Here is a 26,183-nt window from a genome sequence, read left to right as displayed (position 1 = left end):
GAATCGCCAAATATGGCGGACGGCGCAGAGACCGGAGAGTGGCGACACGTTGCGCAGGCGGTCCCCTCTCCGCCAGATGGTTCCGACGCCGGCGAGGTCATCCGCTGGTACCAGCAGCACAACTGCCTGACTCAGCAAGAGACCGCTGACCTGCTGAACACCACCCAGTCGTGGGTCTCGAAGGTCGAGAAGAGCAAGCTCGTGCCTGGTCTGGCAGAACTGCGCGCTGACTACCGTGCCGTTCTCACGGCCGTCAACGCCCTGGGCGAGAACCAGCGGGAACACGTGGAGCGGCTCCGAACGCTGTCACAGCAGCAGGCCGATACGAACACACGTGTCCGCACGATCGATGACCGTACGCGTTCGATCGAGGAGAGCCTTGCCGAGGTCAAAGACCTGCTCGTGCGGGCTCTCGATCGCTAGACACCTGGCCGGCGCACCTACCAGAAGTTCCACCAAGATGCGGGAAACTGCTCCCGGTCAGGCTCAGCTCGTCCCCCGCCTGCGCAGGCCGGACGGCTTCAAGCCGCGCATCAACTCCGCCGGGTCAACGTTTACCTGGTCGGCAATCGTGACGATCACGTCGAACGTCGGGTTGGCGAGGCCGCGCTCAAGGTTCGAGTAGTAGCTGCTCGTCACGCCACTCGCGTGTGCCATGCGCTCTTGTGTCAGGCCCTCGATCTGCTCACGCGCCGCGCGCACGCGGGCTCCGAACTCCTCGGACTCTGGCGTCTTCAATGCCACGCCCGTAACCATGCTCAGTCCTGGAACTGATGACCATAGTTATGAGAACTTGCTGTATATAGCATGCTCTATGTAGCATCTCCAGGTGATGGCCCTATGCAACTCCCCAGGTCAACAGGGGTTAGTAGACGCCATGGGTCTAACGGCGACGGAAGGTGCACGAACCAAATGGGTGACGACACGACCGCTGAGGATCTTCCTGAGTTCGACGCAAGCCCCGACATACCGGGCTACCTCTATGTGAGGTTGGCCGACCATCTTGCCGAGTTGATCACGCGTGGCCAGCTCGAACGGCACGAGCGATTCCCCGCGGAGATCCAGCTCGCCAAGAACTACGGGGTCTCCCTAGGCACCGCTCGACACGCCACTCAGGTTCTCCGGCAACGAGGCTTGGTCGAGACCGTGAAGGGCAAGGGCACCTACGTCACGTACAACATCGAGCGCCCCGCTCATGGCGACGATCACGGGACACCCGGGTTTGCCCTGCCGGGAGAACCGATGCCGCGGGCGATCGCTCCCCGGCGTGGTAAGCCGCGGTGAGGCGGGTCTGGCGATGTCGTTCCATGAAGAGCTGCGATTGGATCTGCCCGGTTACGCCTACGAGCGGATGGCCGAACACATCGCCGGACGCATCGCGAGCGGCGAGCTGGAGCTGAACACGCCGCTGCCGAGCGAGCGCCGGCTAGCTGAGGAATACGGCGTGTCCCTCGGCACCGCCCGTCACGCAACGAAGTTGCTGCGGTTCCGCGGGCTTGTCGTCACTGTCCGCTCGAAGGGGACCTACATCGCGGACCGGCGCGAGCGGCCGCCCGCCGAACGAGAGGACCAGTGATGAGCGTCGAGACAGAGCCGCCCGCGTGGCGGGAATTCCCGAGCGGCCTTGTCCCTCCGGTGGACGGTCCCGTCCAGTGCGCGAAATGTCAGGGACCGGCGCGACTGTACGTCCTCGACGTGCGAGAAGACATGTGGTTTGCCTGCCTGGACCATCACACACGAATCGTGCTCGACCTGCTCACCGGCAGACTCGATGACCACCGACCACCCGAACATGATGAGGCCGCACACCTGAGCAGCACTCCGTTCGACCAGGAGCGGATGCAGGCCTGGCGTGAAGTACTGGCCTTCCGCGCGCAGATCGCGCGGTTACGCGCCCTGACGGACCAACTTCGGTTCGTGATCTACGCCTTGGACGAGACCGCGACACCCTTGCGTCAGGTGATCGACGCTGACGCCGACCTCGCCGAACTGGGCGACTCCGAGGTGCGGAACCTGCCGGACAATTTCGAAGCGGCCACTCGCTCAGCCCGCGCAGTAGAACGCGTCATCCTCGACTTCGTTCGGGCGCTCCCGCCCGAATCACCCAGTGGATCGCGCCACGTGCAATGACCATCAAGCTGGAGAAGCACCATGACGCTGGAGCTGGAACACCTCGACACAGTGATCGATAGCATCATCATCCCCCTGGTCAACCGCCAGGAAACCGCACAGGAGGCCACCACAGACCTGCTGTGGCTAGGTTGCCATCTACTGTCGCTGGGCGAGAAAACCCTTGCCGCCAACGGTCTACGCCGAGCCGACCTGAAAGCCGCCGTCGTCACCGCGGAAACGATCACGGTGGGACGGACCCCGGACATGACGCCGGCACTCGACCCGATCGTCGAAATCCAGTTGGAACAGCTGCACGCAGTTCGGGGCGTCATCGTCGACAACGCGACGAAACTGGACCAGGGCACACAGCGATACACAGCCGTCCTCGCCTCACTCGACGCCGTCATCGCAGCCATGGCCGGCCTGCACGCCCTGTTGGACCTCACCCCTGCCCTGGTTCCCACCGACTGACGGCCGCTTCGGCCCCACCCTTGCCCGCCTCGAACACGTGTTCTAACGTCGGACACGTGCGGGTCGGGTGGGGGAAGCACCCGACCCGCACTGTTGAGCAGGGGTGTGGTGTTGGTGGATGAGGAACGACAGGTCGACTGGGTACGGGAAGTCAAGCCGCCCAGACCGGTATGGGTACAGCTTCGCAAGCTGCTTCCCTTGGGCACCGGGCCGTACACCCACCGTTCCACCGGTCTCCTGCTCGCCTCTGAGGTGCCCGGAGTCCTGCACGACTGGTTCCCCAGAGTCGACGGAGGATGGATCGGGCTTGTCACGATGCCAATCGAGATCTCAGACGATGACATCAAGTCGGCCCCCACGGCCCCGCCACCGTCGTTCAGCTTCACACTCCTGGTACCAGAACAGTTTCTGCGAGGCCGCAAGCGCTGGGGACGGGATCGCGGGGAACCGCGGAGGCGGAAGTACGGGTAGAACGGCAGCACATGAACGCTGCTGCACGCCCTCTCGTCGTGGGACACTGAACGAGCGGATCAAGACGCCACCTCACGAGGCCGAAAGGGCAGCTACTTGACGAAGGCAACCGCCTTGACCGAGGAAACCGCGCACCGAACGTTGGTAGCCGTCTGCAGGCGTGTGGGCTTCGATCCCGCCGGCGCCGAACTCATCCGCATCGGATCGAACGCGGTCTACCGACTGGCGAAACCGGTCATCGTTCGTATCGCCCGCGACGGCGAAACCGCGGGGAACGCGCGCAAGCAAGTCGCGGTTGCGCGTTGGCTAGCGGCTGAGAACTACCCGGCGACGCGAGCGCTCGACGTCGACCAGCCGATCGAGTTGGGCGGACACGTGACGACGCTGTGGGAGTCCGCGTCCGAAGAGGAGGAATACGCGCCGCTTGCTCAAGTGGCCGAACTGATTCGCCGCCTTCACGAGCTTGATGCGCCGCCGTCACTCGCACTCCCGCAGATTGAGCCGTTCGCCAAACTTGACGGGTACATGCCGGACCTTGAGCGCGTCGACCGCTCCGACGCCGCGTTCATACGCCAGCGGATTGAGCACCTACAAGGCAGGTACGAAGAACTCGACTTCGCGCTGAAGCCGGGCGTTATCCATGGCGATGCCAACGTGGGCAACGTGATCCTCGACCGCGATGGTAACCCGCTCCTGATCGATCTCGACAGCTTCTGTGTCGGCCCTCGCGAATGGGATTTGGTACAGACCGCTCTGTTCTATGAGCGTTTCGGCTGGCACACCGAAGACGAATACCGGCAATTCGTGGATATCTATGGCTTCGACATCATGTCGTGGCCCGGCTACCCCGTGCTTGCCGAGTACCGCGAAATCTCTATGACCCTGTGGTTGAGCCAAAAAGCTGTGTCCGACGAGGGCGCCGCCAATGAGGTCCACAAACGGATTGAGGCGATCAGAACAGGAGGAAGCCGTCGAGACTGGGCGCCCTTCTAAGCGTCTGGCGTCCAGAGGCGGGTTTCTGACGCCTGCTCAACGAAATCCGCGACGGCTGCACTCTTGCCCAGACGGGACAGCCGCTCGCGGAACTCACCGACGTAGGCCCCACACCTCGCTGATTTGAGCCGCTCCCCTATCTGGAGCGCGTCCAGTGCGATCTTGCATGCCTGCTCTGCCTCGCCTTGGTCGAGATAGGCGTCAGCGAGAACCATGGTGGCGAAGAAGTCGCTTCGCACATAACCGCTGGCTGTGGGCCCAAGAGACTGGGATGCATAGGTCGACGCGTCGACGGACCGTCCGAGGTCCCGGTTGCAGTGCCCCAATTCGGCGGCGAGCTCCGACTCGTTGAAGTATCCGAACCAATCCGCAGGATCGTTTTCGGGATTCCGCCGCTCGAACTCGCGTACCGCAGCCGCCATGGCCCGGTCGCACTCGGCGGTATCGCCGAGCCGCGCGAGCGCGCGTGCTTCCATCGCGTAGAAGTGTGCGAGCGCGCTGGACGATCCCGCGGTTTCCGTCCCCATCCGGGCCGCGCGCGCCAGGTTCGCCGCTTCCCGGTACCGGCCGAGGAAGGTAGCTTGGTGACTCATCGCGTCCAAAATGGACGCTCCTAACAGACGGTCGCCCGTCGACTCCGCGAGCCGTAGCGCCTGAATGAAATACCGCTGAGCGAGTCCGTGCAGGCCGGCGTCGTACGACATCCACGCACCCAGCAAAGTCGCCTGTGCGGCCTCTCTGTACAGCTCACGGCCGACCTCGCTGGAGTAGGAGCCATTCAGCAGTGCGGCGACATCGGTTCGTAAGAACTCAACCAATGCGCGCCGGGCGTGGCCGCCGCCGTGCTGGCCGTCGAGCCGATCAAACATCCCTGTGGTGTCGCGGATGCCCGCGATGTCCGCGTGGCCAACCCGCCGTTGTCCGGTGCCATCAATCGCGTCCTGCCGAGTGGTGACCAGCCAAGACAACGACGCCTCGCTCCACGCAGCGATATTCGCGGGCACAGTCAGCAACGAGGAGACATTGTCCAGGTCGGCTTGCCAAAGCCCAGTCAGGGCAGCGATTCCGTCGTAAACATCGTCCGAATAGGACAGACCGAGATCAGGCGAGATCTTCCGAGGGCCACCGAAACCGACCTCATGCTGATCGACCGACCTGCCCAGCCGTTCGCCGAGGGCCTTCGTGATCGCATGCCGCGTCTGCGGGTCGCGAGGCACCATGCCGCCGAGCCAGCGGCGCACGTACGTGTGTGTGAAGGTGCGGCCCGCATGCCGGCCGACTGCGCGCGCAAAGACCTTGAGGCCGACCGAGCCGTCGTCTTTCAGGAATCCTGCTTGGCGCATCAGGGCAGCGAGCTGCTCGTTGCCCTCCATCGCCACCTCCGACTGTGCCCGACTGTTCGACTGTGCCCCCGAGTGTGCCCTGTTTGAGCTGGTCAGCGGGCGCTTTCATAGAGCCATGACACACGACACCACCGCCCCGCGGCAAACCGCTCACCGGTCCGAGGCATCCTCCAACCGATCAAGGCGCTCCTCGATCGCGGAGACTGCCGTCCGCAACTCGACCACGGCACGGCGTATGTCGGTGAGGGTGACCACTGGCTGTTCTTTCGGCGGGTCGTCCGAGACGTACACCCCGACCGACGCCCGCGGCACGAGCCACCCTTCCTCCTGGAGCAGGGCTACTGCTCTCTGGAGTGTTGGCAAGGAGACCTTGTGCTGCTGGGCCAGGTCCCGGTTACCAGGCAGGCGCTCCCCCGGCGCAAGCTCGCCGCTGGCCACGGCCGTACGGATTGACGCGGCGACTCGTTCGTATGCCGCCAAGCCCGCGGCTTCACTTCCCACGTAGCCGAGCATAGCGATCTGACCAATTCCGACCAATCTTCACACGGACAGACTAGCGACACCCTGACCAATGCTGACTAATGTCAGCATTGGTCAGGAGAACTAGAACGAAGGGATTTCCAATGAGGTCCGCACATATGAGCCGCCGACAGGCCGAAGCGCAGTTCGGCGGCTTGGACACCGACTATGACGAGGTTTCCGCTGTTCAGGCGCGTGCCGCGCAGACCGCAGACGCAGCCGAACTAGCCGACGCACACGCACTGCTCGACGAACTGGACGCGGAATTGGAGGCCGCGGGGCTCGCAGCACTGGTGCGGGTTCCGCGGTTCCTCGACACGCGCCGAGCAGGTCGCTCTCGTCGCCGGGCCGACCGGACCGCGCTCCGGTCGCTGCCGGCCCGCTTGGACATCGCCGACCTGATCGAGGGGGACGCCGCCTGATGGACCGATTACCGATCACTGACCCCGGTGCGGCGCATCCCGCCAAGAACGCCGCCGCACCGGGACTCCCCAAGCAGCCAACAAACCGTTCGGAGAGGACTCCCATGGTAGGCAACGACGACCGCGCCCACGTGGTCGAAGCGCGCGAACGCGCTGCCGAGGCGGTGCGTGCCGCCCGCGACGCGCTCGGGGCTTGGGTGGATCTCATCCGCGAGGACGCCGAGCAGCGCATGGGAAGTCGCGCGATGGCGCTGGCGATTCAGGCAGGTAGGCACTGATGCCGCCGCAGAGCTTGAACCTGCCCATGTGGGCTGAACTGGAGGACACCGCCGGCGAGGTGATCGAGCTGCGCCCGATCAAGGTGAAATTCCGCTACAGCACGGACGATCCGTACGCGGTCGTGCTGGATTTCGCGGTTGGTGTTGACGAATGGGTGCGCTGGGCAATCGCCCGCGAGCTGCTTGCAGCCGGGTTGCGGGAGGACTCCGGTGACGGAGATGTGTTCATTGCCCCGGACTCGGATCTGCCGTGGCGCATCTGGCTGACCGTCTCGTCACCGACTGGCGTGGCGATGTTCGCCTTCCACCGCCCAGACCTGGAATCCGCCCTGGCGAAGACCGAAGCGCTGGTGCCGTCCGGTACCGAGTCAACGCGGATCGACTGGAACCACGAATTCGAGCTGTTGGGTGGTGACGCGGCCTGATGTCCCACACCGTTCTGTACTTACTGGCCGGGCTTGCTGGGGTCGGACTGTTCGCGACGTGGCGTTCGGGCCGAAAGTCGGCACTCAGGGCCCGCAACGGGGTTCGCGAGGTCACCCGCATGACGGGAAACGCTGTCCGCACCCTACTCACCGCCGCGTTGATCGTCGGCGTGCAATGGCTGGTCATTCGCTTCTGGCACAACACAACCGCGCTCGCGATCGTGCTCACCGTCCCGGCCTTGTTCGCCGGCGCGGCCGTGGCGCGGCTGCTCGCGGTGACCGAGATCGTCACGACGTCGAGGGGGCATCGATGAAGCAGCCAAATTTCAACTCGTCGACCGCCGACGATCTCCGAAGGGACGCCGAGCAAGCCGCGCGTGTGCGGACTCTGTCGAACCACCCGGACGTAGTCGCGCTGCGAGCAGAAAAGGTCCGTACCTTCGTGGACACCCTGGTTTGGTTGGGAATCTTCCTGGGGATGGCCTTCACGATGGTCAACGTCCAGACCTTCGCGGCTGCCGGAGCTGTCGCGTGGTCGCTGCCCTGGTTGGCCGCCTGGTTGCTGGACCCGATGGTGTCGCTCGTGCTCGTGGCCGTACTGCGAGCGGAACAGATCACCGCCCGCTATCAAGTCCACATAGGAGTGTGGGCACACCGGACGAAGTGGTTCGCGTTTCTGGCTACGTATGCCATGAACACATGGCGCTCGTGGATGCACTTCGACGTGGCGGGGGTGGTCCTGCACTCTGTGCCGCCGGTGTTGGTGTTCCTCGCCGCCGAAACGGCCCCCGTGCTACGCGACCGGCTTACCGAGGCCGTTACTCGCGCCGCGGATCACGCGTTCAGCGGCCACGCAGAGCCCGTTCAGCAACCAGCGCCCGACACCGTTCATGGCGACATCGCACAACCCGCGCGACCGGCGCGAAGGAGCCCGCGCAAGCCGAAGGCCGCCCGGAAGTTGCGCGGTGACTACCTCGCCGAGGCACGCGCCGCGTGGACGCCGGGAATCGAGATCACCCCGGCGTGGGTGCGCTCCGTCTGCCCGGACATCTCGCGGGGGACCAGCAAGAACGTCGCCGACGACTTGCGCTCCGAGACGACCACGGAGGGGTTGCTGACCGTCAAGGCCGCTGCGGAGCGGCGTGAGGAGGCCGCCGCCTGATGTCCCGAGACGATGACCCGAACCTTGAGGAATCCATGAACACCCCGGAAAACGAGCCGGTGAACGGCACCAACACCGATAACGTGAACGGGCGGGTCCTGCCGTTCACGCCGCGCCCCGACAGCGCGTCCAAACCGGACGAGATCCCGGCACAGGAGCGTCGCGGCGAGTACGCCGATCAGTTGCGGCGCCCGGTCTCCGTGGACCCGCCGGCACCGCGCAAGCCTTCATGGTGGGAGACCACCCGGGAGGCGAAGATTCGACCGCTGCTCCCGGAGTGGGCGCGCTCCGGGCAGGAGCTGGCCGACCGCGTCAAGTGGGTCGCGCTCTATGCCGGGCACACCACGGCGTACCACGCCCTGAGGAGTCCGACGTACGCCGGAATCCTGCTCGTGCGCTCCCCGCGCGGGCTGTGGCGCGTAGTCGTAGCCACCCACCGATGGATCTACGACGCCGAAGGCAAACCGTTGCGCGTCGCGGCCGTGTCGGCGACCGAGTACGACAAGTACTTGAAGCTCGCCGAGGTCCGTTCGGAACGCATCCGCAAGCGCGGGCTACTCGCCTTTCTGACCTTGCTCGTGGCAGCGGCCGGGGTGTACCTGCTCGCTTCCTACAGCGAGGCGTTGGCATGGCTGCTCGCCGCGCTCGGCGTTGGCGCGCTTGGCAAGATCGGCACGCCCGCGGACAAGCCGCTGCTGGGCCGGGCCGTGGTCACGTCGAAGGCGCCGAAGCTGACCAGTGAGGTGGTGGTGCGTGCCCTCGCCGCACTCGGGATCTCGGGTATCAACCAGGCCGTCGCGAAGGGACCCGGCATCACCTTCCCGGCGCCGATCACCCGAGATGGGCCCGGGTGGCGGGCAGAGGTGGACCTACCGCACGGGGTCACTGTCACCGACGTGATGGAGCGTCGCGACAAGCTCGCGTCCGGCCTACGCCGCCCGCTGGGTTGCGTCTGGCCGGAGCCGGTCTCCGATGAGCACGCCGGCCGTCTCGTGTTGTGGGTGGCCGACCAGGACATGTCCAAGGCCAAGCCCGCTCCGTGGCCCTTGGCCAAGCGAGGGGAGGCCGACCTTTTCACGGCCGTACCGTTCGGCACCGACCAGCGCGGACGTCCGGTCGGGGTCGACCTGATGTTCGCGAACATGGTCATCGGCGCGATGCCGCGTATGGGCAAGACCTTCTCCCTGCGTGTGCTCGTGCTCGCCGCAGCGCTGGATCCGTGGGTCGAGCTGGTGTTGTGGGAGCTCAAGGGCACCGGTGATCTTGGGATGTTCGAGAAGGTCGCGCACGAGTACGGTTCCGGCGCGGACGACGAGACACTCGAAGGCGCTATGAACAGCCTTCGGCGGCTGTACAAGGAACTGGAGCGCCGCTCGAAGACGATTACCCGCATTGCCAAGGAAAACCGGGCGCTGTGCCCAGAAAACAAGGTCACACCGCAGCTCTCGCGCAACCGCAAACTCGGGCTGCATCCGATCTTCGCGGCCATCGACGAATGCCAAGAACTGTTCTCGCACGAGGACTACAAGGACGAGGCCAAGAAGCTCGCCGAAGGTATCATCAAGCGCGGCCCGGCCATGGGAATCATCCTCATACTTGCCACCCAGCGGCCGGACGCCCAGTCCCTACCGCCCGGAGTGTCCGCGAACGCTGGCCTTCGGTTCTGTCTGCGCGTGATGGGCCAGGTCGAAAACGACATGGTGCTCGGTACCAGTTCGTACAAGAACGGCATCCGGGCCACCACGTTCGGCGCGAAGGACAAAGGCATTGGCTACCTCGTGGGCGCAACCGACGATCCGCAAATCGTGCGCTCGTACTACATCGACGGTCCCGCGGCCGAGAAGATCGTCGAGCGCGCCCACGTCCTGCGCGAGGGCCACGACACGATTACTGGGCACGCGGCCGGAGAGTCCATTGCGGACAGTGCCGCACGACCGGCGTACTCGATTGTCGCCGATGTCGCTGCCGTGATCCGTGCAGATGAGCCGAAAATCTGGTCCGAGACCATTGTGGACAGACTCGCCGCACTTCGGCCGGATGTCTACGGCTCATGGGCCGAGCTGGACGGCCGCGCGAAGGCCAACCAGCTCGCGTCCGCGATCAAGCCCTGGGGCATCGCGACGATTCAGGTCTACGGCCGCACCGACGAGGGCAAGACCGCCAACCGCCGCGGCGTCGAACGCAGCGACATCTTGAATGCCGCCCGCTTTGTGAACCGAGATTGATCAACGGAGTGTAATCACGGGGGAGGCCAATAACAATGGCCTCGCTAGCGTCCGGTGACGCTAGATCTAGCGTCCGCGCTAGCGGCTCACAGCCCGTCTGATCAGGACTCTAGCTCCTAGGGTCCACCTGCGAAAACTCTGTCGCAGCCCCACAAACCCGGTCCGGCGACACCTCAACGCGGTCGTCACCAGGGCCGTCCACGCTCAAATTCAGGTACGGAGAGTGATCGAACGATGCAACGCACGAACACTCCGCAGCCCGCCACCGCGCCACGAACCGCGGAAAGGACCCCCATGCCCACCAATGATCTGACCGATCCCGAACGTGCCTTTCTCGGTTGTCTCCTCCAGCTCCCAGCTACGGCCGCTCGCCGCGTGTTGGCCGGGATGCGCGCCGACGACCTGGCCAGCGCGGCCGCCGCACCGGTGCTGCAACTGGTGATCGAACTAGTTGCCGCCGGGACCGATCCCGCGCCGGTCGCGGTTTACGCCCACGCCGTCGCCACCGGGCGCGCGGCAGGCCAGGCACGGCGGGAGTGGTTGTCGGGGTGGATCATCGACGCCTACCGCGACGCGCCACCTCCAGCCTTAACCAATCACCTCAAAGCGGTGGTGCTGGAGGCCGCGTGGCGCCGCGCCCTGTTCGCGCACGCCCGCCGCATCGAGCAATCACTCGACACCACCGATCCGGCGGTGCTGCGGGAATTGGCCGACGACGGCATGGCGGCCGCTGCTGAGCTGTGGAGTCGCTACCAGAGCGCGCTCCACCCGCAGCCCCGGCCGGCGCGGGAGGTGCCTGCCTGATGGTTCGCCGCCACACCGTGACTGCGGCGTCCGTATTCGCGCACGGCCGCACCATGACCCCGTCGTGGGGCGACTTCGGGCTGACCGAAGCTGACCTTGCCTGGCACGACGACGCCGCGTGCGTCGGCACCGATCCGGACAGCTTCTACCCCGAACAGGGCCCCGGCATCACGCTCGACGTAGCCGCCGCGAAACGCGTCTGCCTCCGCTGCCCGGTCCGCCCGAACTGCCTGGCATACGCCATTGCCCACGACGAGCGACACGGCATCTGGGGAGGTCTGACACCGCAAGAACGTCGACGCCACAAGGCCAAGACCGGTCCGCGCCGCCAGGACGCCGAGATCGGGCGCCTGACTCGCGCGGGCAAATCCGCGCGGGAGATCGCATGCGCGCTCGCGGTCACGCCGCGCACGGTCGTCCGGGCCCGTGCCCGGCTGCGGCGTGAGGAGGTCGCCTGATGACCCATCCGGCCCGCCCGCTGCGGGTGGTGCCCGCCGCACGCGCACCAGGGCCCGCCGCCCTCGACGGTGCCGCTGTCCTCGACGAGATCGGAGCATTCGTGTCCCGCTTCAACGCCTTTCCTGACCAGCACTGTGTCCCGACGCTGACGCTGTGGTACGCCCACACCCACGCAGCCGAGCACTTCTACGTCACCCCGCGCCTAATCCTCTCCTCGGCGGAACCAGGCTCCGGCAAGACCCGCGTGCTGGAAGTCGCCCAGTACCTCGTACACGCCCCGGAGATGACGATCTCCGCCTCGACCGCGGCGTTGTTCCGGATGGTCAACGCCGCACCGATCACCATCCTCTTCGACGAGGTGGACGCGATCTTCAACCCCAAGAACGGCGGCAACTACGAAGATCTGCGCGCCATGCTCAACGCTGGCTACAAGCGTTCGGCCACCATCGCCCGCTGTGTCGGGGACGCCAAAGCCATGAAGGTGCAACGCTTCCACGTCTACGCACCCGTTGCGCTCGCGGGAATCGCCGCACACATGCCCGACACCATCACAACTCGCGCGATCACCGTCCACATGCGACGCCGTGCTCCCGACGAGCGTGTCGAGCCGTTCAAGACCCGCCGGATCGAGGCCGAAGCAGAGCCGTTGCGGGACAAGCTGTCCGCGTGGGTCGAAACCGTGGCTGACGGCCTTGACGAGGCCGAACCGCACATGCCAGAGGGTGTCACCGACCGCTCAGCCGAAATCTGGGAACCGCTTATCGCCCTCGCCGACGCGGCCGGCGGGCACTGGCCGGACACCGCCCGCGCAGCGTGCGCGCACTTCGTCGCCAGCAACGACCCGCACAGGGGGAGTCTCGGCATCCGGCTGCTTGCCGACCTACGCGACCTCTACACCCACCGCGGCGCCACCCGACTGCCGACCAGCGCCATCCTCGAAGCGTTGCGTGGCATGGAAGAAGCGCCCTGGAATGACCTTTACGGAAAGCCACTCGACGCGCGACGGCTCGCGAAGGAACTCGGCAGGTACGGCGTCGAACCCACCGTCTACAAGGCCGACGGCAAGCCCACCCGCGGCTACCTCGCCACCGGCGAACACGGCCTCGCCGACGCCTGGAAACGCTACCTGCCCGCCGACACCAGCCCTGCCCCGTAACTGCCGTAACCCGCGTAACCACGCAGATCAGACGGTTACAGCACCGAACCCGGTTACGCATGCAGCCGTAACCACCGAACGACCCGTAACCCGCTGACCAGGCCAGTTACGCCGGTTACGCCAGTTACGCGACCAACCCGCGCGCCACAGGAGGAGCCATGCCGCATACCGTCGCCGCCCATCCACAGGACTCCTTGGAGACCAGCAAATGGCTACCGCCGACGAAATCACCGAACTCGCCACCACCCTGGCGAAGCTCGCCCGAACCATCGCCGAACGTGAGTCCGAGCCGGTAACGCCGAACGTCCGGCCTCTGCCCGAGCGCGTGATGCTCACGGCCGAAGAAGCCGCGGAACAGCTCGGTATCGGCCGAACGCTGATGTTCAAGCTGCTTCGCACCGGCCAGATCGAGTCCGTCCGCATTGGACGACTCCGCCGCGTTCCCATCTCCGCGATCCGTGGCTACGCGGCCCGACTCGTCAACGGCCCCACCGTAACCGCCGCCTGAGAAAGGAAACCCCTTGCCTCGCAAGCGCACCGAAGGAACTCGCGCACCGAACGGCGCGAGCAGCATCTACCGCGGCAATGACGGCTACTGGCACGGGCGCGTCACGGTCGGTGTCAAAGACAACGGGAGGCCTGACCGCCGTCACGTGCAGGCAAAGACCGAAGCCGAAGTCATCAAAAAGGTTCGGAAGCTCGAACGTGAACGTGACTCGGGCAAGGTTCGCAAGACCGGGCAAGAGTGGACAGTCGAAAAGTGGGTAATGCATTGGTACGAAACGATTGCCGTGCCAAACGTCCGCTACAAGACGCGCAACTACTACTGGACGGCCGTGGACAAGTACGTCGTCCCGGGAATCGGCGCCCACAAGCTGTCACGGCTCGAACCCGAACACATCGAGCGGTTCTACGCTCGCCTACGGAAGGAAGGCGCGAAATCGGCCACCCTGCAACAGGTGCACATCGCGCTACGTGCCTCGCTGAACGAGGCTGAGCGGCGCAACAGGATCACGCGGAATCCGATCCGGGCCGTGCGTGCACCAAAGATCGAGGAAACCGAGATCGAGCCGCTGACCGTGGACGACGCGCGAGCGATCCTCGCGGTCGCGCACAGTCGGCGGAACGGAGTGCGGTGGGCCATCGCACTCGCGCTCGGGCTGCGCCAGGGCGAGGCGATCGGGCTCAAGTGGTCGGATCTCAAGATCCAATGGCACCACGGTTGCACCGTTGACCAGCCGTGTGGCAAGCAGCGTCCTGAGGATTGCCCCGCTAAGCAAGTCACCGGGATGCTCACGGTTCGACGAGCTTTGCAGCGCCAGACGTGGCAGCACGGCTGCGATACCGAGCACCGGTGCGGCCGTATGCGGGGAGCCGACTGCCCGAAGCGGCACAGCGGCGGCCTGGTAGTGGTCGAGCCGAAGTCGCGTGCAGGTCGGCGCGTGCTGAGCGTGCCTCCACCGCTCGTGCTCGCGCTACTCGAACACCATGAGGCCCAAGACGCCGAGCGGTTACGAGCGGCCGACGTCTGGCAGGACGACGGGTGGATGTTCGCCCAGCTGACCGGTAAGCCGATTGACCCGCGGGCGGACTACGGGGAGTGGAAGGACGTCCTCAAGGCTGCCGGCGTCCGGGAGGCTCGACTGCACGACGCCCGACACACGGCCGCGACGTTCCTGCTCGTGCTCGGCGTCGCTCAACGCGCGGTGATGGACGTCATGGGCTGGTCGAAGATCGACATGGCTCAGCGGTACCAGCATGTACCCGACGAGCTTCGGCAGAACATCGCCACCCAGCTCGGAGGGCTGCTCTGGCGGGGCTCGGACGAGGGTGATGCCGCTTCGGAAGCGTAGTCGTCACGGTCGGGCGTTCCCGGCCTGAAACATGGGACGGCATTGGCAACCTCGACCCGATCACGAACAGCACGATTGCCCGAGCTACATCGAGCTCATCCACCGCTACCTGCGGTTATGCTGCGCGCTCGCCTGGTCTCTGCATGACTCGGGCAAGGAAAAGTGCTGCGATATGCGGGTACGTACTTATATCGTCGTACAACATCTCCAACTTTTCGAGCAACGGTTCATACGCGTCATTAATCCCGGTATCTTCTCCAGCCTCTGCGCGGCAGACTGTTCCGCCGCTTGTTCTAAGTAGCGCGCCGATTTGAGATTGACTTAGCTTAAGCCTACGACGACGATCCCACCATGATGAATCTATCATCAGATTTCCCATTTAATTAACGCCAACCCTTTCTATCTATGTTTCTTATACTTGTTGCTGGTTCAAACCCCATTAAAGCTCTGACCTGCGGAAATTCTCCACTCCTTGGACATGGGGCACCCGTCAGAGGGTGCGCACTACTCCTGGGGGAATCGCTTCTCGGGGGTTCGCTTACCAGAATAGCGCAATACCCGGAATTGTGGCGACATGTTCCGGAGCGCCCTGTCAGGTATCCGACTTGGGACGGCAAGAAAGTAGGCAGTGACGGAACCGCCGCATTCGGAGACGCTGTTCGCCTCCACTCTCATGATCACCAGGCTCGCCCCGCATGCCTGGGGTCGAGCCTGTGTCGCCCGGCCCCGTGGCGGCTCTGTGACCGGTACCGTCGCAACTGCCCGCTTCGAAGTTGCCAGCCACCAAACCCGACGCCGCCGCACTGCAGGAAACTCGGTCGTCGGGACACCCGGGTGGGGTGGCTGATGGCCGGGGAACGGCTGCCCCACTACTTGCCTGACCGCCTCAACTGAGACGGAAACTGAGACTGGCGACGACCGGCAAGGGACTGACTGCGGGCAACTCCCTGGTCAGAGCGGAGCCGACTAGGGGACTCGAACCCCTGACCTGCTGTTTACAAGACAGCTGCTCTACCAGCTGAGCTAAGTCGGCATGTCAAGCGCGGCCATCATACTTCGGGCCGCTTCCTCGCCGACTAGCGAGGACCGTCGATTCGTGGATGATCGGCAAAGTGGCGCACGCCACGGTTTCTTCCTTGCAACAGAAGCCGGGGCGGCGCCGATGCTCCCCGGGAAAGCAATGGAGGAGGTGGCGCCTTATGAAAAGCAACCAGCGCGCCCGGGGCCCGGTGACCCGGCGGCGCGGCTGGCACATCCTGGAAGCGCCCCAGGATCCGAACGTCGCAAGAGAAAACCGGCGCAAGCGCGCGACCGAGCCACGGCGGCGCGCGTGGCACATCTTGGAAGCACCTACCGGTGAGCAGCCGGCACCGCCCGAAGCCGAGTACGGGCCGCCGCTGCCTGACGACACCACGGTCAACTTCGTCCTGGACCTCGTCCTGCGCATCGGCGAAGTCCAGATGGCAAGCGGCGCCGGCGCATCCGATGTCACCGCGACGATCCTCGCGCTGACGTCGGCGCTGGGCCTGCCCCACTGCGAGGTCGACGTCATCTTCACGTCCATCACCGTCACCTGCCATCGCGGCACCGCCATGGCCCCGGTGAGCGCGCTGCGCGTGGTGCGTTCCCGCAGCCTCGACTACACCCGCCTGTCCGCCACCGAACTCCTCGTCCGCGAGATCACCCGCGGCAAGGTCAGCGCGGAAGAGGCATACGCGGCGCTGCAACGCATCACCAACGCACCGCACCCATACCCGCGCTGGGTCGCCACGCTGGCCTGGGGTGGCATGGCATTCTTCGTCACGCTGCTGATCGGCGGCAGCGCCGAAATCGCCTTCGGCGCGCTCGTCATCTCCGCACTCGTCGACCGGCTCGGCCGCCAGCTCAACAAGTACGCCCTGCCGTTCTTCTTCCAGCAGGTCGTCGGGGGGCTCGTCGCCACGGGGCTCGCCACGTTGACGGTCGAGACCGGCATCGTGCCGACAAAGTTCTCGACACTCGTCGCCGCGGCGGCGATCACCGTGCTGCTGTCCGGGCTGTCCACGGTCTCTGCCGTCCAAGACGCCATCACCGGCTACAACGTCACCGCCGCCGGGCGCACCATGGAGACCGGGCTGATGAGTGCCGGGCTGATCACCGGTGTCGCACTCGCGCTGAACATCAGCAAATGGCTGGGTTTCATGCAGGTCGAGCCCGAGCTGCCGGCACAGACCGCGCTCGGACTGCCCGTGGTCGTCGTCGCCGGCGCGGGCACGGCCGCGTGCTTCGCGCTCGGCAGTTACTCGACCCTGCGGGCACTGCTGACCGCCTCAGCGGCAGGCGCGATCGGCGCCGGCGTCTACGGCGGCCTTGTACTGGCCGCCTTCGATCCCATCACGTCCTCCGCGATCGCGGCGGTCATCGTCGGGTTCTGCGGCGGCGTGCTGTCCCGCCGGCTCAAGGTGACCCCGCTGGTGGTCGCCGTATCAGGCATCACACCGCTGCTCCCGGGGTTGTCGACTTACCGTGGGCTGTATGAGCTTGCCACGCAGAGCAGCGGCAACGTCTCTACCCTGATGAAGGCGGTCGCCATCGGATTGGCGCTGGCCGCGGGTGTGGTTCTCGGCGAATACCTGGCGCAGCCGGTGCGCACCGGGCTCGGCAGGCTCGAACGCAGGCTTGCCGGGCCACGGATGGCCGGGCCGCTCCGCCCGTCGGACAGCAGGCTGGAGTAGGACATTTCAGCCACCTCGCGGTCGATCTTGTCCGGTGGCCACGAGATAGTCTTTCGTGACGCCGCGCCCGTGACAGCGAGGGAGCAGCAAGCGTGGATGAAGCAGAGACGAAGACCGGGTCGGCGGATTTCGTCGTCGTCGCCAACAGGCTGCCCGTCGACCTCGACCGGGGCACCGACGGCACCCAGCGCTGGACGGCCAGCCCCGGCGGTCTGGTGAGCGCACTGGAGCCGTTCCTGCGTTCCCGCAAGGGGGCGTGGGTCGGCTGGCCCGGCGTGCCCGGGGTCGAGGTCGATCCGTTCAGTGACGAGGGCATGGTGCTCTATCCCGTCACGCTCACCGCGGACGACGTGCGCGACTACTACGAAGGCTTCTCCAACGCGACGCTCTGGCCGCTCTACCACGATGTTGTCGAGCGCCCCGTGTTCGACCGCAGCTGGTGGGAGTCCTACGTCCGCGTCAACCGCCGGTTCGCCGAGGCCAGCGCGGACATCGCGGCAGGCGGCGCGACCGTGTGGGTCCAGGACTACCAGCTGCAGCTGGTCCCCAGCATGCTCCGCGAGCTGCGGCCGGACCTGCGCATCGGCTTCTTCCTGCACATCCCGTTCCCACCCGTCGAGCTGTTCATGCAGCTGCCGTGGCGGGCGGAGATCGTGCGTGGACTGATCGGCGCCGACCTGGTCGGCTTCCACCGGCCCGGCGGCGCGCAGAACTTCCTGTGGCTGGCCCGCACCCTCGTCGGCCTCGAACCCAGCCGCGGCGCCGTCGGCGTCCGGTCCCGGCCCGGCATGATGCAGGTGGGCAACCGGACCGTGCGGGTGGGCGCGTTCCCCATCTCCATCGACGCCGCCGGGCTCGACAATCTCGCCCGCTCGAGACAGGTCAGCGAGCGCGCCACCGAAATCCGCAAGGATCTCGGCAACCCCAGAACCGTGCTGCTGGGCGTGGACCGGCTCGACTACACGAAGGGCATCGACCTGCGCCTGCAGGCACTGCACGAGCTGCTGCACGAGGGCAGGGTGAAGCCGGAAGACGTGACGTTCGTGCAGCTTGCCACCCCCAGCAGGGAACGAGTTGAGCACTACCAGCGGATGCGCAGCGATATTGAACAGATGGTCGGACGCATCAACGGCGAGTTCTCCCGGGTCGGCCACCCGGTGGTGCATTACCTGCACCAGTCGGTGAGCCGGACCGAGCTGGCCGCGTTCTACTCGGCCGCCGACGTGATGGTGGTGACGCCGTTGCGCGATGGGATGAATCTCGTGTGCAAGGAGTACGTCGCGTGCCGTCATGACCTGGGTGGAGCGCTCGTGCTGTCCGAGTTCGCGGGCGCCGCATCGGAGCTGACCAGCGCTTTTCTGGTCAATCCGCACGATCTGGACGGGGTGAAAAACGCCCTGGAGGCGGCCATTACCCTCGACCCTGCCGAGGGCAGGCGCCGGATGCGAGCATTACGGCGTCAGGTCCTCACCCATGACGTAGACCGGTGGGCACGATCGTTCCTGGAAGCACTTGGATCCGAGTCGGCTTCCTGAATCAGCCGACTTGTCGACAACTAGAGTTCTGAGCTCCTTAAGGAGGAGTGGTGACCGCCGAGTCCCTGCCCGCCGAGCTGCGCCGTGCGATCGTGCAGATCGCCCGCACGCCGCGACTTCTGGTCGCGTGCGATTACGACGGGACCTTGGCTCCGATCGTGACCAACCCGGACGAGGCGCGACCGCTGCCCGAGTCCGTGGGCGCGCTGCGCTCGCTGGCCGGGCTACACGAGACGACCACCGCGGTGATCTCCGGGCGTGCCCTGCGTGATCTGGCGATCCTGTCGCGGCTGCCGTCCGAGGTGCATCTGGTCGGCAGCCACGGTTCGGAGTTCGACATCGGGTTCGTGCACGCGCTGGACGGTGCGGCCCGCGAGCTGCACCGCACGCTCGAGCGTGAGCTGGAGCGACTGGTCGACCAGGTGCCGGGGGTGCAGCTGGAGGTCAAGCCTGCGAGCATCGCCGTGCATGTACGCCGGGCCGAGCGTGATGCCGCACAGCGGGTTCTCGAAGCTGTCCACAGTGGACCGTGCACTTGGGACGGTGTGACGACCACGGACGGCAAGGAAGTCGTCGAACTCGCCGTCGTCCAGACGGACAAGGGCCGCGCCCTGGACACGTTGCGCCATCAGGTCGGCGCCACCGCGGCGGTGTTCCTCGGTGACGACGTGACCGACGAGAAGGCCTTCGCGCGGCTGGCGGGCCCGGACCTCGGGGTCAAGGTCGGCGACGGCGAAACCCTTGCCACGCACCGGGTTCGCGGTACCGAGGAAGTCGCGATGGTGCTCGCGTTCATCCTCGAGGAGCGCCGGAACTGGCTATACGGTGAGCAGGCGCCGCCGATCGAGCGGCTTTCCATGCTGGCCAACGAACGCTCGGTCGCACTGGTCACGCCGGATGCCAGGCTGACCTGGCTGTGCCACCCGGGGCCCGATGCGCCCGCGGTGTTCGCGGATCTGCTCGGCGGTACGGGTGCCGGCCACTTCTCGATCAAGCCCGCACGCGGCGATTCGGCGCAGCGCAACGGAAGTCTGCCGCTGGGCCAGCGTTACCTGCCGGGCACGATGACCGTGGAAACCCGCTGGTCCCGGTTGCTGGTCACCGACTATCTCGAGCCGGCAACCCCGTCGCACCGCACGGATCTGGTGCGGGTGATCTCGGGATCCACGGCGGCGTCGGTGGTTTTCGCGCCACGACCGGAGTTCGCCGCGGTACCGGTGCGCCTCCAGCCGGACGCGGATGGTCTCCGGGTGATCGGCACGTCCGAGCCGATCGTGCTGCGCTCACCCGGGGTGGCATGGGAGATCAGCAACGACGGGCTGCACGACACCGCGACCGCGGTCGTGACCCCGACCCTGGAACAGCCGGTCGTGCTCGAACTCCGTTGCGGCACAACGGATCTCGGCCCGATGGAGCTGTCCGAAGTGGACCGTCGAGCGAAAGCCGGCACGTACTGGAGCGAGTGGGCGTCGGCGCTGAAACTGCCGAACGTCGAGCCGGAACTGGTCGCGCGCTCGGCCCTGACCCTGCGCGGGCTGTGCAACAGTGACACCGGCGGCGTCCTCGCGGCGGCGACCTCGTCGCTCCCCGAGGAGATCGGCGGTGTGCGGAACTGGGACTACCGGTACTGCTGGATCCGCGACGCGGCGATGACCGTGAGGGAGCTCGTCGGCCTCGGCTCGCTGACGGAGGCCGACGGGTATCTGACGTGGCTGCACGGCGTGCTGACGACACTTGCCGGCCCGGAGCGGCTGCACCCGCTGTACACGCTCGCCGGCACGACGCTGGGCGCGGAAGCCGTGATCGACACCCTGCCCGGGTACGCCGGTTCGCGTCCGGTGCGCGTCGGCAACCTGGCGAACCACCAGGTGCAGCTCGACGTGTTCGGGCCGGTCGTGGAGCTGGTGTGCTCGCTCGCCGAAGCGCGTGGCGAGCTGCGTGACCAGGACTGGCAGATGGTGCGCGCGATGGCGGAAGCGGTCACGCGGCGCTGGTCCGAGGCCGACCACGGCATCTGGGAGGAGCGGCACGTGCCGCGGCACCGGGTGTACTCGCGGGTCATGTGCTGGGTGACGATCGACCGCGCGATCTCACTCGGTGAGATCTACGAGCGGGAAGTCCCACTGGACTGGCACGAGCTGCGCGCGACGATCGCGAACGACGTACTGGACAACGGCTGGAACGAGCAGGTGCAGGCGTTCACCACCGCCTACGACGGAACCGACCTCGACGCTGCTTCGCTGTTCGTGGGCCTGTCGGGGCTGCTGGACCCGTCCGACGAGCGGTTCCAGTCGACGGTGACGGCGATCGAGGCCGAGCTGCGCAGCGGGTCGACCGTGTACCGCTACCACCGCGACGACGGTCTGCCCGGCGGCGAGGGCGGGTTCCACCTGTGTGCGGCGTGGCTGATCGAGGCGTACCTGCTGACGGGGCGGCGCACCGAGGCCGAGGAACTGTTCGAGCAGATGGTCGACGCGGCCGGCCCGACGGGCTTGCTGTCCGAGCAGTACGACCCGATCGCGGAACGCTCACTGGGCAACCACCCCCAGGCGTATTCGCACATCGGCCTCATCCGCTGCGCGAAGCTGCTGGCGGCACAGTAGGTCGCGGTCTGCCGCGTCCGCGTGACCAGGCGTTTTCGGCCTTGTGGTTGTGTATCCCGGTAAACTTCAACCACGGCTCACGACCGGAAGGATGCGCGGAATGACGGCACAGCTCGCGCACGAGGAGCGCAGGACCCTGCTCGGCCCGGTCACAGTCGACGACTGGCTGGCCGCCGACGCGCCTGCCGACGGCTCGCGCCTCGAGCTGATCCTGGGGTACTTCGCGATGTCACCGCCTCCGACGGGCTTCCATCAAGATGTCACGGCCGAGCTGACCGGCTTGCTGCGGGCGGCGCTCAGGGCAGCGGGGCGAAGTGACCTTCGTGGTCTGCCCGGCGTCGGGGTGCGGATCAGCACGCCCCTGCGCATCGCGCTCATTCCCGATCTCGTCGTGGTCAACGTGGGCGTACGTCGCGCAACTTTCGAGGCCGATAACCTGCTCCTGGCCGTCGAGGTGTGGTCGCCGGGCAACAGGCGAGCCGAGCGCGAGACGAAGATCGGCGCGTATGCGCAGGCGGGCGTGCCCTTCTTGTGGCTCGTGGAAACCCCGCTCGGCGAGCCGGTGAAGTTCCGCGGCTACCGGCTGGAAGGCGTCGAGTACGTGCTAAAGGTGCAGGCCGAGGCGGGCGAGACCGTCACCGCGCCCGGCCCGGTTCCCGTCAAGATCGACACCTCCGAACTCGGCTAAGCCCGGAACGCCGCGTTCACCGCGTCCGCGACGCTGCCCACCTCCAGCACGCGGATGCCGTCCGGCAGCTTCCCTGGGTCCGGCGGGACGATCGCGTGCGTGAAACCCAGCCGCGCGGCCTCCGCCAGCCGCCGGCCGACGCCGGTCACCCGCCGGATCTCCCCGGCCAGCCCGACCTCCCCGAGCGACACCAGCCGCGGGGACAGCGCGTCCTCCCGTACCGAGGACGCGATCGCCAGCACCACGGCCAGATCCACCGCCGGCTCGGTCACCTTCATCCCGCCGACTGTCGCCGCGTAGACGTCCTGGTCGCCGAACCGCACGCCGCCGCGTTTCTCCAGTACCGCGAGCACCATGCCGACCCGGGCGGAGTCCAAACCGCTGACCGCCCGGCGAGGCTGCGGCAGGCTCGACTTCGACACCAGGGCCTGCACCTCGCACAACAGCGGCCGCTTCCCCTCGACCGTCACCGTGATCGCGGTGCCCGGCACCGCGTCGGCACGGGGATTGATGAACAGCCCGGACGGGTCCGGCACGCCGACGATCCCGTCGTCACGCAGTTCGAAACAGCCGATCTCGTCCGCGGGCCCGAACCGGTTCTTGATCCCGCGCACCATCCGCAGTGTCGAATGCCGGTCACCCTCGAACTGCAGCACCACATCAACCAGGTGCTCGAGCACGCGCGGCCCGGCGACCGAACCGTCCTTCGTGACATGCCCCACCAGCACGATCGGCAGGCCGCGCTCCTTCGCCAGCGCCACCAGCCCCGCCGTGACCGCCCGCACCTGCGTGACCCCGCCGGGCGCACCCTCGGCCTGCGAAGACGCCATCGTCTGCACGGAGTCCACGATCAGCACCCCGGGTTCGACCGCGTCGACATGCCCGAGGATCGCCGACAGGTCGCTCTCGGCAGCCAGGAACATGCGCTCGTGCAGGTTGCCCGTGCGCTCGGCCCGCAGCCGGACCTGACCGGCGGACTCCTCCCCCGTCACGTACAGCGCTGGTTTCGCCGCCCCGGCCGCCCACTGGTACGCGACCTCCAGTAGCAACGTCGACTTGCCGACGCCGGGCTCACCGGCGAGCAACACCACCGCGCCCGGCACGAGCCCGCCGCCGAGCACCCGGTCCAGCTCCGGGACCCCGGTCGCCCGCGCACGAGCCGATTCCAGGTCGACCTGACCGATCGGCCGCGCCGGCGCGCTGGGCGCCCCCGCCGCGACCCTGGCTATCGCGGGCCGGGCGTCCCCGCGCTCCTCGAGCGTGCCCCAGGCCTGGCACTCAGGGCAGCGGCCGACCCATTTCGCGGCTTCATGCCCGCATTCCGCACAGCGGTAGCTGTTGCCCTTCTTGACCACGGTCGCCGACGTTAGCGGGCGGCACCGACAATCTCAGTGACCCGTTTCGGCCTGTTGCGGCAAGGTCTGGCAGTCGGGCAGTTTCTGGGTGGGCGCGTTGACCGGGACCTGCACGGTCAGCGGGCCGGCGTCGCGGAAGACGAACGTGACCGAGGTCAGCTGCCCAGGCCAGATGACCTGCTTGAGGCCCTGCAGCTCGATGCTCGCGTGGCCGATCTCGGCCTTCGCGCCACTCGGGGTGGCCGAGGCGCTGCCGGACTCGGCCTTGTTCGCGGGGCCGACCACGAGGCTGGTCCTGGCGGTGAGGGTCTTCTGGCCACTGATGGCCGCGCCGGCGGCGTTGGGGGAGGTGACCGAAGCCAGCTCGTCGTCGGCGCTGCCATCGTTGGTGATGATGACCGAAAGCGGGGCATTCGAGCCGGGCGGGTACGCCTGCTGGCAGCTGTTGGTGTTGGCAATGCCGGCGTTGCGCACGGAGATCTTGCCGACCGTCGCGAGTGCGCCGTTGACCGCGGGCAACATGGTGTCGGTCTGGGTGATCTGCCCGGCGCCACATCCGGCCAGTGCCAGCGCGGCGCCGAGGCCCAGCACGCCCGGAGTGAGCACACGACGTTTCTGCAGCCTCACGGTCTTCAGTCCCTCCTAGAGCCCGTTACCACTGCGCAGACTAGCCCGGCGCCATCCGCGGGAGCGCACCTGGTGGCCGCTGGTCCCCGTCAACCGTCCACAGTGGATTCCTGATCAACGGGGGAACCACCTGCATGAGCACGCCAAAAGTGGATTTGTCAACCCCTTGACACCTGCCACATGGCCCCTGACCTGCAAGGACGATCTCGGCCCGCTGGCTGGTCCCCATCTCAGCGTGCTAACATGGACCCAGCGAAAGGGGCAGAGGACACATGGTTTTCAAGGTCGGAGAGACCGTCGTCTACCCGCACCACGGTGCCGCACTCATCGAAGCGATCGAGACCCGGGTGATCAAGGGCGAGGAAAAGCAGTACCTCGTCCTCAAGGTCGCGCAGGGCGATCTGACGGTTCGCGTTCCCGCAGACAATGCCGAAATCGTCGGCGTGCGGGATGTCGTCGGCCAGGATGGTCTGAACCGCGTTTTCGACGTGCTGCGTGCTCCCCACACCGAAGAGCCCACGAACTGGTCTCGTCGGTACAAGGCCAACCTGGAGAAACTCGCCTCGGGCGATGTGAACAAGGTGGCCGAAGTGGTGCGCGACCTCTGGCGGCGTGAGAAGGACCGTGGCCTTTCCGCTGGCGAAAAGCGGATGCTGGCCAAGGCGCGGCAGATTCTGGTGAGCGAACTGGCCCTGGCGGAGGGCACTGACGAGGGCAAGGCGGAAACCCTCCTCGACGAAGTGCTGGAAACCGCGACGGTCTAGCCGGCACGAAGCGCACCAAAAGGGTCTGTGAAAAGCGGCTCATGAATACGGCTGCGCTTGTCATCGCCGATACCGATAGCCTCGACGTTCTTGTTGCGGGTGAGGCAGTGCTTGGACACGCCGTTCGCGGCGTGCTCGGTGCGGGCTGCGTGGATCATGTGCGGATCGTTGCCCCGGCCCGACAACTCAACAGTTACGAATCGATCGTGCGGGCAGTACCCGGTGCCGGAAATCGGTGCCGGGTACTGCCATGTGATGGCTCTCGCGTTGAATCGATCCGGGTTGCCTTCGAAAGCCTGCCTGCCGGCCTCGAGGTGATCTTGCTTTGCGACGCGGCACGCCCATTCGTTCCGTCGCCGGTCATTCGAGCCGTCGCGGAAACCGTGGCGCCCGAAGTGCCCGCCGTCGTCCCGGTTCTGCCGGTGACCGACACCGTGAAAATCGTGAATTCCGATGAAGTGATCATCGCCACCGAAGACCGCGCGCGGCTGCGTACCGTTCAGGCCCCGTTCGGCTGCACGCCCGAATTCCTTCACACAATGTGCATTCGCGGGATCGACCCGCTCGCACAGCCACCCGATTCCGTCCACCTGATTGCCGGCCACCAGAACGGAATCCGGATCAGCACGCCGTTCGACCTGGCCGTCGCGACAGCACTGCTGAACGAGCCGGTAAGCCGAGAGGAGAACGCGTGAGGGTCGGCACGGGCGTTGACGTCCATCCGGTCGAGCAAGGGCGTGCATGCTGGGTCGCCGGGCTGCTGTGGGAAGGCGTCCCGGGCTGCGCCGGGCATTCCGACGGTGACGTCGCCACCCACGCGTTGTGTGACGCGATGCTGTCGGCCGCCGGGCTGGGGGACCTCGGCTCGGTGTTCGGCACCAGCGACCCGCGCTGGGAAGGCGTCCACGGGGCGGAGTTCATCGCCGAGGTGCGGCGGCGCGTCGAGGCGGCGGGCTGGCGGCTCGGCAACGCATCGGTGCAGGTCATCGGCAACGCGCCGCGGATCGGGAAGCGGCGTGACGAGGCGCAGCGGGTGCTGAGTGACGCGGCGGGTGGCCCGGTCAGCGTCAGCGGCACGACCACCGACGGCCTCGGGCTCACCGGCCGCGGTGAGGGCATCGCGGCCGTGGCCACCGCACTGCTCGTCGCCGCCGAGTAGGTCACAACCCGCGACAGATCCGCCCGCGACCTCATCCGCCGGCCC

At 66.6% G+C, this 26,183-nt stretch carries 29 protein-coding genes and 1 tRNA gene; 24 read left to right on the top strand and 6 right to left on the bottom strand.

Annotation, left to right across the window (positions count from 1 at the left end; all coding sequences use genetic code 11):
• Window positions 1-12 precede the first annotated feature (12 nt).
• Window positions 13-423, top strand: a complete 411-nt coding sequence (locus tag GKO32_RS39510; RefSeq protein ID WP_246245095.1) for a helix-turn-helix domain-containing protein — start codon at window positions 13-15, stop codon at window positions 421-423.
• A 63-nt stretch (window positions 424-486) separates the two neighbouring features.
• On the opposite strand, the gene GKO32_RS33055 is transcribed toward GKO32_RS39510, so the two are convergent.
• Window positions 487-744, bottom strand: coding sequence for a helix-turn-helix domain-containing protein (locus GKO32_RS33055; protein WP_166459802.1), 258 nt, complete (start codon window positions 742-744; stop codon window positions 487-489).
• Window positions 745-912: 168 nt separating this feature from the next.
• Here GKO32_RS33055 and GKO32_RS33050 point away from each other — a divergent pair, with 168 nt between their 5' ends.
• The 5 genes from GKO32_RS33050 (at window position 913) to GKO32_RS33030 (ending at window position 4,047) form a co-directional block, all read left to right on the top strand.
• A complete protein-coding gene (locus tag GKO32_RS33050) occupies window positions 913-1,284 on the top strand; it encodes a winged helix-turn-helix domain-containing protein (protein ID WP_154760840.1) in 372 nt (123 codons plus the stop codon).
• Window positions 1,285-1,297: 13 nt separating this feature from the next.
• Window positions 1,298-1,576: a winged helix-turn-helix domain-containing protein gene (locus tag GKO32_RS33045; RefSeq protein WP_154760839.1), complete on the top strand. Its 279-nt coding sequence runs from the start codon at window positions 1,298-1,300 to the stop codon at window positions 1,574-1,576.
• On the top strand, window positions 1,576-2,130 hold the full coding sequence (locus GKO32_RS33040; protein WP_154760838.1) for a hypothetical protein: 555 nt from the start codon (window positions 1,576-1,578) through the stop codon (window positions 2,128-2,130). Before GKO32_RS33045 ends, GKO32_RS33040 begins: the two co-directional genes overlap by 1 nt.
• Window positions 2,131-2,151: 21 nt before the next feature.
• A complete protein-coding gene (locus GKO32_RS33035; RefSeq protein WP_154760837.1) occupies window positions 2,152-2,583 on the top strand; it encodes a hypothetical protein in 432 nt (143 codons plus the stop codon).
• A 585-nt stretch (window positions 2,584-3,168) separates the two neighbouring features.
• Window positions 3,169-4,047: a phosphotransferase family protein gene (locus tag GKO32_RS33030; RefSeq protein ID WP_246245094.1), complete on the top strand. Its 879-nt coding sequence runs from the start codon at window positions 3,169-3,171 to the stop codon at window positions 4,045-4,047.
• Here GKO32_RS33030 and GKO32_RS39505 read toward each other — a convergent pair.
• Window positions 4,044-5,420, bottom strand: a complete 1,377-nt coding sequence (locus GKO32_RS39505; RefSeq protein WP_154760835.1) for an NsdA family TPR-like regulatory protein — start codon at window positions 5,418-5,420, stop codon at window positions 4,044-4,046. The two genes, GKO32_RS33030 and GKO32_RS39505, sit on opposite strands and share 4 nt — an antisense overlap.
• Window positions 5,421-5,540: 120 nt before the next feature.
• On the bottom strand, window positions 5,541-5,891 hold the full coding sequence (locus GKO32_RS33020) for a GntR family transcriptional regulator (protein ID WP_312868984.1): 351 nt from the start codon (window positions 5,889-5,891) through the stop codon (window positions 5,541-5,543).
• 137 nt (window positions 5,892-6,028) lie between these two features.
• Here GKO32_RS33020 and GKO32_RS33015 point away from each other — a divergent pair, with 137 nt between their 5' ends.
• The 11 genes from GKO32_RS33015 to GKO32_RS32965 all read left to right on the top strand — a co-directional run bounded on the left by GKO32_RS33015 (window position 6,029) and on the right by GKO32_RS32965 (window position 14,693).
• A complete protein-coding gene (locus tag GKO32_RS33015; protein WP_154760833.1) occupies window positions 6,029-6,331 on the top strand; it encodes a hypothetical protein in 303 nt (100 codons plus the stop codon).
• 104 nt (window positions 6,332-6,435) lie between these two features.
• Window positions 6,436-6,609, top strand: a complete 174-nt coding sequence (locus GKO32_RS33010) for a hypothetical protein (protein WP_154760832.1) — start codon at window positions 6,436-6,438, stop codon at window positions 6,607-6,609.
• On the top strand, window positions 6,609-7,034 hold the full coding sequence (locus GKO32_RS33005) for an SsgA family sporulation/cell division regulator (RefSeq protein ID WP_154760831.1): 426 nt from the start codon (window positions 6,609-6,611) through the stop codon (window positions 7,032-7,034). Before GKO32_RS33010 ends, GKO32_RS33005 begins: the two co-directional genes overlap by 1 nt.
• Window positions 7,034-7,348 carry a hypothetical protein gene (locus tag GKO32_RS33000; RefSeq protein ID WP_154760830.1) on the top strand — a complete coding sequence of 105 codons (315 nt, stop codon included), beginning with the start codon at window positions 7,034-7,036 and terminating at the stop codon, window positions 7,346-7,348. Before GKO32_RS33005 ends, GKO32_RS33000 begins: the two co-directional genes overlap by 1 nt.
• Entirely contained in the window at window positions 7,345-8,196 is an 852-nt protein-coding gene (locus GKO32_RS32995) for a hypothetical protein (protein WP_154760829.1), read from the top strand. The genes GKO32_RS33000 and GKO32_RS32995 overlap by 4 nt, the downstream gene beginning before the upstream one ends.
• A complete protein-coding gene (locus GKO32_RS32990) occupies window positions 8,196-10,421 on the top strand; it encodes an FtsK/SpoIIIE domain-containing protein (RefSeq protein WP_154760828.1) in 2,226 nt (741 codons plus the stop codon). The genes GKO32_RS32995 and GKO32_RS32990 overlap by 1 nt, the downstream gene beginning before the upstream one ends.
• 294 nt (window positions 10,422-10,715) lie before the next feature.
• Window positions 10,716-11,225 carry a hypothetical protein gene (locus GKO32_RS32985; protein WP_154760827.1) on the top strand — a complete coding sequence of 170 codons (510 nt, stop codon included), beginning with the start codon at window positions 10,716-10,718 and terminating at the stop codon, window positions 11,223-11,225.
• Window positions 11,225-11,683 carry a WhiB family transcriptional regulator gene (locus GKO32_RS40795; RefSeq protein WP_281354443.1) on the top strand — a complete coding sequence of 153 codons (459 nt, stop codon included), beginning with the start codon at window positions 11,225-11,227 and terminating at the stop codon, window positions 11,681-11,683. The genes GKO32_RS32985 and GKO32_RS40795 overlap by 1 nt, the downstream gene beginning before the upstream one ends.
• Entirely contained in the window at window positions 11,683-12,840 is a 1,158-nt protein-coding gene (locus GKO32_RS32975) for a DUF3631 domain-containing protein (protein ID WP_154760826.1), read from the top strand. Before GKO32_RS40795 ends, GKO32_RS32975 begins: the two co-directional genes overlap by 1 nt.
• 208 nt (window positions 12,841-13,048) lie before the next feature.
• Complete coding sequence (locus tag GKO32_RS32970) at window positions 13,049-13,348, top strand: excisionase family DNA-binding protein (RefSeq protein WP_154760825.1); 300 nt, start codon at window positions 13,049-13,051, stop codon at window positions 13,346-13,348.
• A gap of 13 nt (window positions 13,349-13,361) precedes the next feature.
• Window positions 13,362-14,693 carry a tyrosine-type recombinase/integrase gene (locus GKO32_RS32965; protein ID WP_154760824.1) on the top strand — a complete coding sequence of 444 codons (1,332 nt, stop codon included), beginning with the start codon at window positions 13,362-13,364 and terminating at the stop codon, window positions 14,691-14,693.
• A 960-nt stretch (window positions 14,694-15,653) separates the two neighbouring features.
• Here the strand turns inward: GKO32_RS32965 and GKO32_RS32960 are convergent.
• Window positions 15,654-15,726, bottom strand: a tRNA-Thr gene (locus GKO32_RS32960).
• A gap of 166 nt (window positions 15,727-15,892) precedes the next feature.
• On the opposite strand from GKO32_RS32960, the gene GKO32_RS32955 reads away from it, so the two are divergent.
• From GKO32_RS32955 to GKO32_RS32940, 4 genes are all read left to right on the top strand, one after another.
• The gene (locus GKO32_RS32955) at window positions 15,893-17,407 is read left to right on the top strand and encodes a threonine/serine exporter family protein (RefSeq protein WP_154760823.1); all 1,515 of its coding nucleotides are present in this window, start codon (window positions 15,893-15,895) and stop codon (window positions 17,405-17,407) included.
• Between the two features lie 92 nt (window positions 17,408-17,499).
• Window positions 17,500-18,942 carry an alpha,alpha-trehalose-phosphate synthase (UDP-forming) gene (locus tag GKO32_RS32950; RefSeq protein ID WP_312868983.1) on the top strand — a complete coding sequence of 481 codons (1,443 nt, stop codon included), beginning with the start codon at window positions 17,500-17,502 and terminating at the stop codon, window positions 18,940-18,942.
• Window positions 18,943-18,992: 50 nt separating this feature from the next.
• The gene (gene otsB / locus GKO32_RS32945) at window positions 18,993-21,545 is read left to right on the top strand and encodes a trehalose-phosphatase (protein ID WP_312868981.1); all 2,553 of its coding nucleotides are present in this window, start codon (window positions 18,993-18,995) and stop codon (window positions 21,543-21,545) included.
• Between the two features lie 100 nt (window positions 21,546-21,645).
• Complete coding sequence (locus tag GKO32_RS32940; RefSeq protein WP_166459801.1) at window positions 21,646-22,233, top strand: Uma2 family endonuclease; 588 nt, start codon at window positions 21,646-21,648, stop codon at window positions 22,231-22,233.
• Here the strand turns inward: GKO32_RS32940 and radA are convergent.
• Together radA and GKO32_RS32930 are read right to left on the bottom strand one after the other, a co-directional pair.
• On the bottom strand, window positions 22,230-23,588 hold the full coding sequence (gene radA / locus GKO32_RS32935; RefSeq protein ID WP_312868980.1) for a DNA repair protein RadA: 1,359 nt from the start codon (window positions 23,586-23,588) through the stop codon (window positions 22,230-22,232). The two genes, GKO32_RS32940 and radA, sit on opposite strands and share 4 nt — an antisense overlap.
• A 33-nt stretch (window positions 23,589-23,621) precedes the next feature.
• A complete protein-coding gene (locus GKO32_RS32930) occupies window positions 23,622-24,215 on the bottom strand; it encodes a copper chaperone PCu(A)C domain-containing protein (protein WP_312868979.1) in 594 nt (197 codons plus the stop codon).
• Window positions 24,216-24,487: 272 nt separating this feature from the next.
• On the opposite strand from GKO32_RS32930, the gene GKO32_RS32925 reads away from it, so the two are divergent.
• Genes GKO32_RS32925 through ispF form a run of 3 tightly spaced genes read left to right on the top strand, consistent with a single transcriptional unit; the run spans window position 24,488 to window position 26,138 of the window.
• The gene (locus GKO32_RS32925) at window positions 24,488-24,979 is read left to right on the top strand and encodes a CarD family transcriptional regulator (protein ID WP_017985377.1); all 492 of its coding nucleotides are present in this window, start codon (window positions 24,488-24,490) and stop codon (window positions 24,977-24,979) included.
• Between the two features lie 41 nt (window positions 24,980-25,020).
• The gene (locus GKO32_RS32920) at window positions 25,021-25,674 is read left to right on the top strand and encodes an IspD/TarI family cytidylyltransferase (RefSeq protein ID WP_154760820.1); all 654 of its coding nucleotides are present in this window, start codon (window positions 25,021-25,023) and stop codon (window positions 25,672-25,674) included.
• Window positions 25,671-26,138 (top strand): 2-C-methyl-D-erythritol 2,4-cyclodiphosphate synthase, encoded by a 468-nt coding sequence (gene ispF, locus GKO32_RS32915; protein ID WP_312868978.1) that lies wholly within the window; start codon window positions 25,671-25,673, stop codon window positions 26,136-26,138. Before GKO32_RS32920 ends, ispF begins: the two co-directional genes overlap by 4 nt.
• The last annotated feature ends 45 nt before the right edge of the window (window positions 26,139-26,183 follow it).

Source organism: Amycolatopsis pithecellobii (assembly GCF_009707865.1).
In the GTDB taxonomy this organism is placed as follows: domain Bacteria; phylum Actinomycetota; class Actinomycetes; order Mycobacteriales; family Pseudonocardiaceae; genus Amycolatopsis_E; species Amycolatopsis_E pithecellobii.
This window is presented reverse-complemented; position numbering and strand designations above follow the sequence as displayed.

Bases quoted from the DNA above. Each gene is read 5' to 3' on its own strand.
- GKO32_RS39510 (WP_246245095.1), top strand. From the start codon at position 13: ATGGCGGACGGCGCAGAGACCGGAGAGTGGCGACACGTTGCGCAGGCG.
- GKO32_RS33050 (WP_154760840.1), top strand. From the start codon at position 913: ATGGGTGACGACACGACCGCTGAGGATCTTCCTGAGTTCGACGCAAGC.
- GKO32_RS33045 (WP_154760839.1), top strand. From the start codon at position 1,298: ATGTCGTTCCATGAAGAGCTGCGATTGGATCTGCCCGGTTACGCCTAC.
- GKO32_RS33040 (WP_154760838.1), top strand. From the start codon at position 1,576: ATGAGCGTCGAGACAGAGCCGCCCGCGTGGCGGGAATTCCCGAGCGGC.
- GKO32_RS33035 (WP_154760837.1), top strand. From the start codon at position 2,152: ATGACGCTGGAGCTGGAACACCTCGACACAGTGATCGATAGCATCATC.
- GKO32_RS39505 (WP_154760835.1), bottom strand. From the start codon at position 5,420: ATGGAGGGCAACGAGCAGCTCGCTGCCCTGATGCGCCAAGCAGGATTC.
- GKO32_RS33015 (WP_154760833.1), top strand. From the start codon at position 6,029: ATGAGCCGCCGACAGGCCGAAGCGCAGTTCGGCGGCTTGGACACCGAC.
- GKO32_RS33010 (WP_154760832.1), top strand. From the start codon at position 6,436: ATGGTAGGCAACGACGACCGCGCCCACGTGGTCGAAGCGCGCGAACGC.
- GKO32_RS33005 (WP_154760831.1), top strand. From the start codon at position 6,609: ATGCCGCCGCAGAGCTTGAACCTGCCCATGTGGGCTGAACTGGAGGAC.
- GKO32_RS33000 (WP_154760830.1), top strand. From the start codon at position 7,034: ATGTCCCACACCGTTCTGTACTTACTGGCCGGGCTTGCTGGGGTCGGA.
- GKO32_RS32995 (WP_154760829.1), top strand. From the start codon at position 7,345: ATGAAGCAGCCAAATTTCAACTCGTCGACCGCCGACGATCTCCGAAGG.
- GKO32_RS32990 (WP_154760828.1), top strand. From the start codon at position 8,196: ATGTCCCGAGACGATGACCCGAACCTTGAGGAATCCATGAACACCCCG.
- GKO32_RS32985 (WP_154760827.1), top strand. From the start codon at position 10,716: ATGCCCACCAATGATCTGACCGATCCCGAACGTGCCTTTCTCGGTTGT.
- GKO32_RS40795 (WP_281354443.1), top strand. From the start codon at position 11,225: ATGGTTCGCCGCCACACCGTGACTGCGGCGTCCGTATTCGCGCACGGC.
- GKO32_RS32975 (WP_154760826.1), top strand. From the start codon at position 11,683: ATGACCCATCCGGCCCGCCCGCTGCGGGTGGTGCCCGCCGCACGCGCA.
- GKO32_RS32970 (WP_154760825.1), top strand. From the start codon at position 13,049: ATGGCTACCGCCGACGAAATCACCGAACTCGCCACCACCCTGGCGAAG.
- GKO32_RS32955 (WP_154760823.1), top strand. From the start codon at position 15,893: ATGAAAAGCAACCAGCGCGCCCGGGGCCCGGTGACCCGGCGGCGCGGC.
- GKO32_RS32940 (WP_166459801.1), top strand. From the start codon at position 21,646: ATGACGGCACAGCTCGCGCACGAGGAGCGCAGGACCCTGCTCGGCCCG.
- GKO32_RS32925 (WP_017985377.1), top strand. From the start codon at position 24,488: ATGGTTTTCAAGGTCGGAGAGACCGTCGTCTACCCGCACCACGGTGCC.
- GKO32_RS32920 (WP_154760820.1), top strand. From the start codon at position 25,021: ATGAATACGGCTGCGCTTGTCATCGCCGATACCGATAGCCTCGACGTT.